The following is a 10026-nucleotide window of genomic DNA, read 5'->3' as shown; positions in this document are numbered from 1 at the left end:
CACTATACTCTTGATACTCTCTCCCGCCCACCGGAAAAATCCGCTGACCCCTAATTCGGTGGAGTAAGATTCCGACCGAAAAAGTCCACCGAATAAGATTGCTTTGCGTTGATACACAATATTTTGCATAGTCGCACTTCTGGCTTTGAAACTTAATTTTGCAAACAAAAAGTATCAAGCCATGCAAAGAAACTATTTTTCGATTCTCTTCTTTATCAGAAGAACAAGACTGTTGAAGAACGGTGAAGCACCTATCGGGCTACGAATCACCGTAAACGGACAACGTGCCGAAATGCAAATCAAGCGCAGCGTTGCCGAAGAGCGTTGGAACGCATCCAAAGGATGTGTGACGGGAAAAGACCGGAAAGCCTTGGAACTGAACCAGTATCTGGAATCTGTCAGGACAAAGATTTATCAGATACACCGTGAACTGCTGCAAGACGGCAAACCTATCACGGCCCTCACCATTATACAAAAGTTCAATGGTGAGGGCGAATCTCCTAAGATGCTCTTGGAAGTATTCCGTGAACATAACAAGAAGTATAGGGAGCTTATAGACCGTGATTATGTGAAAGGCACGGTTTTGAGGTATGAAAGGACTGTCCGCTATTTGGAAGAAATGCTTCAAAGCCAATACAATCTGAAAGATATTCCGTTGAAGGAGCTGAACCATGAATTCGTTCTGAACTTTGAACACTTTGTTAAAGTACAGAAGGGCTGTGCCCAAAATGCGGCTGTCAAGTATCTGAAGAACTTGAAGAAAATAACCCGGCTCGCGTTGGTCAACAAATGGATTACCGATGACCCATTTTCCGAAATCCGTTTTCACCAGACACAGAGTAACCGTGATTTTTTGACGGAAGAGGAACTCAATGCCATCATCAACAAGAAGTTTGATATACCACGACTTGAAACTATCCGTGATATTTTTGTGTTTTGCGTTTTCACATTTGTTGCTCTAATCAAACCAATCTTGATTATCAATGAATTGCAAACCTATAATAGAGGTATAGGTAATGATTTAGAAACCATCTGTCTTCACCATTTTGCATGATTCTCAATCATTTCAAATAGCTCAATGCGAAGATAATGCTTTTTCACGAATTGACAAAATATCTCCGCCAAGTTGTTCCAATATCGCAAGATTTGATTTTGCGTTCGAAATGATCTGATATTATTGTTAGAGTGAATAATTTTCATTACTTTTGCATCGCAAGAATAAATTTTATCGAAATGGAAACTGATGTAAACCGTCTAAAAGTAGTTTTAGCTGAAAAGAAAAGGACAAACAAATGGTTATGTGAACAATTAAACGTAAATCCTTCCACTGTTTCTAAGTGGTGTACGAATAGTTCTCAGCCAGACCTCGAAACTTTGGTTAAGATATCGCATTTGTTAGATGTAGATTTAGATGATTTGGTAAATAAAAATATAATTGATTCTCAGCGAATAGGTTGAACGTTTTCTTTATGAGCAAGAAATTGAAATGAGAAATAAACGTATTGAATACATAATAGATGAGATTCTAGACCAGTATGCTTATGCTGACGAATCTACTCGCCCTTGGATTATAGGATTCAGTGGTGGGAAGGATTCTACAGTCTTACTCACACTTGTATGGATTGCATTAGAAAAACTAAAGAAACTACCTGTACCATTTCAATTGCGCAGGCCTGTTTATGTCGTATGCAATGACACGTTGGTTGAAAATCCAATAATTGCCACCTATGTAGATGATGTTTTATCTCAAATAGAGAAAAAAGCGAGAGAAGAAGATCTGCCTATTTTTGTAAGAAAAACAACTCCAAGATTGGAAGATTCTTTTTGGGTAAATGTAATTGGTAAAGGCTATCCTGTTCCGAATACAGCATTTCGATGGTGTACTGAGAAGATGAAAATCAAACCAACAGCTCGTTTTATAACAGAACAAGTTGACGAATGTGGCGAAGCGATAATTTTAATTGGTACAAGAAAAGGAGAGAGCGCAACTCGTGCTCGCTCAATAAAAAAGCATGAAATTCACGGTAAGCGTCTGACAAATCACACGCTTTTGGCGAATACTTATGTATATGCACCAATTAAAGAATTACTATTAGAAGAAGTATGGTATATAATCAACGCTATACCCTCTCCATGGGGTTTTGATAATAAAATTCTATTTAATATTTATCTTGATGCAAGTGCTGATGATTACGAATGCCCAACAGTTGTGACAGACAAAAGCCATGGCTCTTGTGGCAAGAGCCGTTTTGGTTGTTGGACATGTACGGTAATAAAAGATGATAAGTCGATGCGTTCACTTATCAAAAATGGTCGAGAATGGATGCAACCGCTATATGATTTTCGATTGAGATTGGACAATGAACGCAATATTATTGAGAATAGGTTTCCTTTGCGACGTGATGGTAGAAAAGCTGTGAATGATATGGGACCCTACACATTTGTATATAGAGCACAAATGTTAGAGGAACTTCTAAGAGTACAATACGAATTGCAACAACATAATTCACAGATAAAACTCATTACCGACCAAGAATTGATTGCAATTCAAGTGAATTGGTATCGAGACTTCAACTTCGCACATCAGGTATCAGAAATATATAACAAAATCTATAATTCCTCATTAAATATGGAAGAGGGCAAGATAAAAAATAAATTGGAAGCAGACTTGATGAGAGAGATTTGTCAAGAAAATATAGAAGAAGGTGAGTTAATCGAACAACTTCTAATGCTCCAAAAAAGTAAGTCGCTTATGCAAAGGCGTCGTGGCTTAAAAACAGAAATAGAGTCTCGTTTAGAGGAATTTGTAAATAAAAAGAAATCATGACCATACGCGAAATTGAACTTAATAATTTCCGAATATATAAAGGGAAAAATAAGATTGAACTTTCCCCTAACGGAAATCGAAATCTAATTATCGTCAGTGGTAATAATGGTTTCGGCAAAACAACTTTTCTTATGTCGTTAGTTTGGTGCCTATATGGTAAAAATATGGGGAAAGTTGATGAATTATACCGTAAAGAAATTGACGAAAAGGGGGGCTATAGTAAATATATTGGCAACAGTCTCAATTTTGAAGCGCAGAAAGAAGGTGAAACTCGATTTTCTGTAGCAGTAACATTTACGGATGTAGAAATACCTGATACACCCTGCACCGAAATAACAATTATCCGCTCGTATGATAGTGCTACAAATTATGATGACGAGTTAGAGATATTGATTGATGGTCGGAAAAACGATTTGTTTACAGGTTCAAAAGAAGAAATTGCGAAAGAAGAGGAAATATTTATTCGTGATTATATACTTCCAATAGAGATTGCTAAATTCTTTTTCTTTGATGCAGAAAAAATTGTTTCATTTGCTCAAATTAACACGCCGGAACAACGAAAGGATTTAAGTCTTGCATATTCTCAAGTTTTGGGCATACAGAAGTATGAAGATTTGAAAAATGAATTGATCCGAATTCAGGATGACTATAGAAAAGCATCTGCAAAATTAGAAGAGCAACGCGAGTTTAACGGATTGATTGCAGATATTGATTTCAAAGAATGTAAAATTGAAAGATTAACTGAAGAAATCGCTAATTTGGAAGAAGACCGAGTAATTAAGCGTCACAATTCTGCCGAACTCCAATCAAAACTAATTCGAGAAGGAGATATGATGTCTGCTGATGACTTGGTAAGATTAAATACTCGAAAAGCAGAACTTGAAACTGTGTTAAGGGAAGCGGATGACAGTCTTAAAGATTTATATAGTCTTATTCCATTTGGTTTGGCTGGTGGTATTATGGCTGAACTTTCAACCCAGTTAGAAACAGAAAAAGCATATAAGCAGAATAAACTTCAACAGGAAGGAGTCAATGATAAAACAGATGTTATTCTTGGCGATATTGAAGATGCTAAAAGGAAACTGCCTTTTCCGATTGACATAAAGGTTCGGAATTTTTACGAATCACAAATCCGACAACTCATTAAAAAACATTTTTATAATGTTTCTGATGAAAGTAAATTTGAGCATTTTAGTATGTTACATGACTTTAGCCACGGTCAAGTAGAGGAGTTCATGCATATAATTGCAAAAATAAAGAGCAGTAAATCATCCTTTGAAATTCTGATGAATAAATATACAAAAGCGAAATCTGAATTATACACAATCGAAAGAAATATTCGTGAGGCAGAGAAAAAGGCTGAGAGTGATTATGTTCAAAATTTGAGGGCGAAAAAGGAAGATATTGATCGTCAGATAGACTCTATAGGAGAGGAAATAGGGAGAAAACTCATCGAGATAGAGGCGCTTAAAGAACAAGTGACTGCTCATAAAAAGCAAAAGGAGATACTTTCAAAAAAGATAAACGTCTCAGAACAAAATCGTGCAGTTGATAATGAAGCTACACGTCTTATTCATACAATACAAAAATTCCTCATTCGCTTTAAGGAGGAAAAGAAGAAAGCTCTTGCTAAAAAATTGGAGACAAAGCTTCAATCGTATTTACATAAAAACGATTTAGTTAAGAAAGTGATTGTTGATATTAATGGTAACGGGGATGATGTTGACATTAGCCTATTTGGATATGACGATAAGAAAATAGACAACAGCATTCTTTCCATGGGTGAACGTCAAATGTTTGCCTCTGCTCTGTTGAGTGCTTTGGTTGATGAAACAGAAATTGAGTTTCCTGTTTTTATAGATAGCCCTATGCAGAAATTTGACCCACTGCATACAAAAAATGTCCTTACGAAGTTCTATCCGAATGTTTCTAAGCAAGTGATACTTTTTCCTCTTCTCAAAAAGGAATTGACGGAAGAAGAGTACGAATACATTCAATCAATTGTAAGTAAATCATATTTAATTGACAATGGGAAAGGAGGCTCGCACTTCGTTGAGGTGAAGCCAGAAAATCTGTTCGAAGAATATAACAATAGCAAATATGCAAATTAATATCAAAACATCAGGCGAAAACCAAGCCGTTGTGACTCAATTAACCAGAAAACTCACTGGGGGGACAAAAGAGAATGTGATAGCTCGTATTGCATTGGGTTATTCATTGTCTACAGGTAAACGTTTTACACCTCAGGAATTCTCTGTTTATGATTCCCAAGGGAAGGAATATAAAGATCATATTTTATTTGATGGACAGTATAGGGATTTCTACATTGCCTTAATTTGTCAGGCATATGGAATAACTAAAAATGACGAGCTTATTCCTAAGTATATAAAATTACACATTGATCATGGATTAGAAAAGATAAATTATCTGTTTGAACATAATCCACAATACACCTTCTTTGATTTCTTAACTGAATATTTCAGTAAAGGAATTGATGCGATAGAAGATACCCCGGAAAGATTCGACTGTGTTGAAAACCGAAATCAGCATATTACAAAAAGTGTCTTTTCGGGACCAATTCGAATAAAGGTTGGCTATGATGTTGTAACAGGAGATGATATATATTGTTGCTTTAATGATTCCACTCGTTACAATAACCAGCATATAGCTGTAGCCGGAAAGTCGGGGTCTGGTAAAACCCAATTTGCACTTGAGTTCCTTCGTCAGCTATACAAGCAGACGCAAGGTCAAGTCAATTTTTTATTTCTCGACTTTAAGGGATTGAGTGAAGACGACAAGGTTAAAATGAGTGATTTTTTTACAGGAACTCATACTGAGTGTGTAAGTGCACCTCATTCGCCATTTCCGTTGAATCCGATTTCTTTCATTGATAATGTTAATGAAAAGAATAAATTAGTGGGTATAAATAAGTTTGTTGACATCATCGCTAAATATTCCAATATAGGTAAAAAACAGCAACAAATACTAAAAGATGCTACCAAAGAAGCATTTGTTCAACATAAAGATGGCAAACACCCATCTTTGAAGGAAATTTATGACCTAGTGTTAGAAGTTGTTGGGGATAACCGTGACACTCTTACAGAGATTATGGGACGTCTTAGTGAATATGAACTTTTCGCTTCAAAAGTAAACGATCCTAGCATTTTTCTCAACAATAATTACTACTTTTCGTTATCAGGAGAACTGGATAGTACTGTTCGTTTCACATCAATCTTTCTCATAATTAACTACATCTTCAATGTGTTTACAAATATGGGTGGTACAGAAGTTGTTAATGGCAATCGCAGTATGCGTTATGTGCTAATGATTGATGAGGCTCACGATCTTTTCCGAGAGAAAAAATCATTGGAAATTTTGGAGGTCTTACTTAGGAAAATTCGCTCATACGGTGTTTCTATCGTGCTTCTTTCGCAAGGAATATCGGAATATAATCAAGGGTATTTCGATTTTTCACAAGAATGTGAAACAGCATTCCTTTTACCTATAAATGACCTTAGTAATACGAAAGCTATCAATAAATTCCTTGGATTAAGTGAAAAAGATGGCTCTCGTACTATGCGGAATCTCGAAAAATTAGATAACGGACAATGCGTATCTAATATTAAAGAGTTACGAAAAGGAGACTTGTTTGAAGTTGTTCAATATTGGAAAGAAAACAAGTAGTCATATGGAAGAAGATTTTAAAACAATATTCCATGAATTGATATATAAATTCAAAAAGCCATGGACTGAATTAAGTTTTGTGCTATATTTTATAATAGTTGTTGTCTTGTTTGGAGGACTAGGTGTCATACTTTTTTTCTTTCAAGAGCCTATAGATAAAAGTAATACTTACCTTTGTACATCTCAGAATCTCCTAACATATTCAATAGCATTACTTGTACCTGCATTTGTGTCAATGTTAGCTCAAGACCTTCCAAACTCAAAGAAGAAGCTCAGTCTAATTATTATAAGTGTGGCAGTATTAGTCATTGAAGGATTTATGGTTTGTTGGTGTTATTTTTCAGGTGCATTGTTAGCGTCAATTATTAGTACACTTTTGGCATGTTTTTTTTGGATAGTCGTAAATTGTGACAACATATATCTAAAAGATGAAACGTATGACAATAGTGTTAGAAAAGGAGCATCAAAACTTAGCGAAAATTGGTAGGTTATGATTATACAAGGCATATTAATCACTCAAAATGATCAAGAATTTATTATTGGGAAAGCAACCATTAAACAAATTCTGACATATACAAAATATACAGAAAGATTAATTGTAGGATATGATGAAAAAGACTATCCTATATACAATGACCATATTCAACGCAAAGTAGAGTCAACACGAGTAAATAAAATAGCTGATTTTCTTATAAATGATCCATTTGCGATTTTTCCAACCAATATCGTATTAGGTATACCATATCAAGCGATAGAATCTCAAACATTGCACGATGATATTGTTCGTATTTGTATAAAAAACGATGTTATAAATGAAGTAGCTCGTGCAAATAATGGTGATAAAGATGCTAATATTTATATTACCATAGTTGATGGACAACATCGAATTAGGGGTATAGAAATTGCAATCCAACGCCTAACTGACGAAATAGCTTCTTCTACAGAGGACTCTATAAGGCATAAATTAGAAAAACAACTTCAAAAAATATTAAATATGGAAGTTGCCATTTCATGTTTTATAGATAAAAGTTTGGAATATCATGCGATGATTTTTTCTACTATTAATCGAACACAGAAAAGGGTTTCTCAGGATTTGGTTTATAGCCTATTTGGACTCTCGTCTGAAGATACACCATATAAGACTGCGTTGGAAGTAACACTTGCTTTAAATGCTCATCCTAAATCCCCCTTTTATCATAGGATTAAGTTATATGGAGGCGATTATAATCGCCTTATGAGCCCGCCATTATCTCAAGCAACAATGATTAAAAGTATTGTTGCTCTTATTAGCGAATCACTCCGAGAATCGGAGAATGATAAATACAGAAAGCGCAAGGACTTAAGAAAACAGAATAAACATAAGTTTTTGCCTTTTAGACAATTCTATGCTAATAATCAAGACAGCATGATTTCTGATTGTTTGTTCTATTTTTTTAATGCAGTTAGTCATACTCTATCTCAGTATTGGGAGTATAATAGTATAGGTAAACCGCAAAACATTTTACAGTCAACAGTAGGATATGAGGCTTTATTATCTCTCCTTGTTGAAATTTTAAAACGAGAATCGCTCCAATCTTTTGACCGAAATACATTTAGTCGTTATATCGATAAACTAGTAGACATAAACTTTGGCGACACATCTATATTCCCTATGACATCAAAAGGGAAAAAGATTGCGTACCTTACAATGAGCCTTGCCGTTTTTCCCCCGTCAGAAATATTGGATAGTAGGGAAACAGAACTTTTACATGCCATGAACGATATTTAATTTAATAAATGTCTGTATGACTGAACAGGAAATACTTCAGATGCGTGACTTGGCTGAGGCTGGGAAAGTGCAATTTAAGGAGCGAGCTAATGACCGCTATGATATAGGTTGTGAGATGGTGGCGTTCAGCAATTCTCGCGGTGGAAGACTTGTTATTGGTATAAATGACAAGTCAGGGGCTGTTAATGCGTTATCTTATTTGGAGTTGCAGGAAACTACCAATTTGCTTACGAGTATTGCTTCTGAAAATGTCATTCCAAATGTGCTGATTGATGTGGAAAATGTGCCTGTAACAGGTGGCGCTGTGGTTGTTGCGACTATTCCGGAAGGTAAGAATAAACCTTACCACGACAACAAGGGTGTGATATGGGTAAAGAACGGGGCAGACAAACGCAAAGTGTTTGACAATTCTGAACTTGCCGAGATGATGAGCGAATGTGGTAATTTTGACCCTGATGAAGCTGCTGTGCAAAATGCCACGATTGATGATTTGGAGGTTGATACCATCAAATTGTATTTGATAAATCGCTTTGCGCCTGTATTTAAAGGAATTGGAATTGACGAACTGAATCTGAAAGATTATACTCTTGATCAAATGGCAGAATTTGTAATCAAGGGTACGACTATTGAAAAGCTACTAAGCAATCTTCGCTTTATCCGTCCTGACGGAAAACTGACAGTTGCCGCAATGCTTCTCTTTGGTAAATACACCCAGCGGTGGCTTCCTGTCATGACTGCAAAGTGTATCAGCTATGTAGGAAATTCTGTGGGTGGCACTCAATTCCGCGACAAGATGCACGATATGGAAATAGAGGGTAACCTACTGCATCAGTTCCGTACAATCATGAATTTCTTTACACGAAACCTTCGCAAGGTTCAGATTGAAAAAGAGTTCAATTCTCTTGGAGAATTGGAGATTCCCTACGAAAGTCTTACCGAATATGTTGTGAATGCCCTTGTGCATCGATCGCTGAACATCAAATCACCGATTCGTATTTTCATTTTTGACAACCGCGTAGAAATTCATAGCCCCGGAGCGTTGCCAAGTGGGTTAACCATAGACGATATTAAAAACGGCACATCGATGCCACGCAATATGTTCTTGTTCACAAATGCCAATTACCTGCTACCTTATACCGGAGCCGGAAGTGGTGTGCGCCGTGCGCTTGAATACGCCCCGGATGTTGTATTCTCCAATGGTGTAGAGGATAGAGAAATTACACATGCAGCCAATGAGTTTGTAATTGTCATTCCCCGAAAAAGTAACCAAGTTCAATCAGAAAGTAACTTAGTTACCAACAAAAGTAACCAAGCTATAGGCGACAACGAGCATGATAGTAACCAAGGTAACGAGATAAGGAAGCAACCCCATATAAGCTTAGTTACTCGCAAACTGACAAAAAAGGAAGAAGATATAAGGAACTTTTGTTCTGTTCCGAGAACGGCACAAGAGATTATGGATAGATTGGGCATTTCCAACCAATCTAAAAATCGTCATAAATATATTACATCATTAATTGAGATTGGGGTTCTTGAACGTACTATTCCAGATAAGCCAAGTGATCCCAATCAAAAATATCGTCGTAAAAGATGACTATACATATAAAGGGTATCAAATCGGTTTAATACCAACTTGCTACCTTTTTTTGTTATGATACTCTGATTACAGACCCAAGCCCTTGCGCTTTTTCTGTAACCATTCTATTTTCCGCCTTGACACGCATCGCAACCCAGCATATCTTTGCGC

At 36.2% G+C, this 10026-nt stretch carries 7 protein-coding genes and 1 pseudogene; all 8 read left to right on the top strand.

What is annotated here, in order from left to right:
- Positions 1-181 precede the first annotated feature (181 nt).
- Positions 182-958 (top strand): annotated as a pseudogene (locus tag MoGM_RS03945) (phage integrase SAM-like domain and Arm DNA-binding domain-containing protein); the annotation flags it as partial.
- A 275-nt stretch (positions 959-1233) separates the two neighbouring features.
- Complete coding sequence (locus tag MoGM_RS03940) at positions 1234-1458, top strand: helix-turn-helix transcriptional regulator (RefSeq protein ID WP_199181763.1); 225 nt, start codon at positions 1234-1236, stop codon at positions 1456-1458.
- A gap of 28 nt (positions 1459-1486) precedes the next feature.
- Positions 1487-2827: a DNA phosphorothioation system sulfurtransferase DndC gene (gene dndC / locus MoGM_RS03935; protein ID WP_104368838.1), complete on the top strand. Its 1341-nt coding sequence runs from the start codon at positions 1487-1489 to the stop codon at positions 2825-2827.
- Positions 2824-4938, top strand: a complete 2115-nt coding sequence (dndD, locus tag MoGM_RS03930) for a DNA sulfur modification protein DndD (protein ID WP_104368837.1) — start codon at positions 2824-2826, stop codon at positions 4936-4938. Before dndC ends, dndD begins: the two co-directional genes overlap by 4 nt.
- Positions 4928-6511: a DndE family protein gene (locus MoGM_RS03925; RefSeq protein ID WP_104368836.1), complete on the top strand. Its 1584-nt coding sequence runs from the start codon at positions 4928-4930 to the stop codon at positions 6509-6511. The genes dndD and MoGM_RS03925 overlap by 11 nt, the downstream gene beginning before the upstream one ends.
- Before the next feature lie 4 nt (positions 6512-6515).
- Positions 6516-6998: a hypothetical protein gene (locus MoGM_RS03920; RefSeq protein WP_104368835.1), complete on the top strand. Its 483-nt coding sequence runs from the start codon at positions 6516-6518 to the stop codon at positions 6996-6998.
- Positions 6999-7001: 3 nt separating this feature from the next.
- Entirely contained in the window at positions 7002-8279 is a 1278-nt protein-coding gene (locus MoGM_RS03915; protein ID WP_104368834.1) for a DGQHR domain-containing protein, read from the top strand.
- Between the two features lie 16 nt (positions 8280-8295).
- Positions 8296-9873 carry an RNA-binding domain-containing protein gene (locus MoGM_RS03910; RefSeq protein WP_104368833.1) on the top strand — a complete coding sequence of 526 codons (1578 nt, stop codon included), beginning with the start codon at positions 8296-8298 and terminating at the stop codon, positions 9871-9873.
- Positions 9874-10026: the final 153 nt, after the last annotated feature.

The sequence above is a fragment of the Prevotella sp. MGM1 genome (genome assembly GCF_002933775.1).
In the GTDB taxonomy this organism is placed as follows: domain Bacteria; phylum Bacteroidota; class Bacteroidia; order Bacteroidales; family Bacteroidaceae; genus Prevotella.
This window is presented reverse-complemented; position numbering and strand designations above follow the sequence as displayed.

What these genes read in the sequence shown, in the direction of transcription:
- MoGM_RS03910 (WP_104368833.1), top strand. Translation starts at nt 8,296, where the DNA reads ATGACTGAACAGGAAATACTTCAGATGCGTGACTTGGCTGAGGCTGGG.
- dndD (WP_104368837.1), top strand. Translation starts at nt 2,824, where the DNA reads ATGACCATACGCGAAATTGAACTTAATAATTTCCGAATATATAAAGGG.
- MoGM_RS03940 (WP_199181763.1), top strand. Translation starts at nt 1,234, where the DNA reads ATGGAAACTGATGTAAACCGTCTAAAAGTAGTTTTAGCTGAAAAGAAA.
- MoGM_RS03915 (WP_104368834.1), top strand. Translation starts at nt 7,002, where the DNA reads ATGATTATACAAGGCATATTAATCACTCAAAATGATCAAGAATTTATT.
- MoGM_RS03925 (WP_104368836.1), top strand. Translation starts at nt 4,928, where the DNA reads ATGCAAATTAATATCAAAACATCAGGCGAAAACCAAGCCGTTGTGACT.
- dndC (WP_104368838.1), top strand. Translation starts at nt 1,487, where the DNA reads ATGAGAAATAAACGTATTGAATACATAATAGATGAGATTCTAGACCAG.
- MoGM_RS03920 (WP_104368835.1), top strand. Translation starts at nt 6,516, where the DNA reads ATGGAAGAAGATTTTAAAACAATATTCCATGAATTGATATATAAATTC.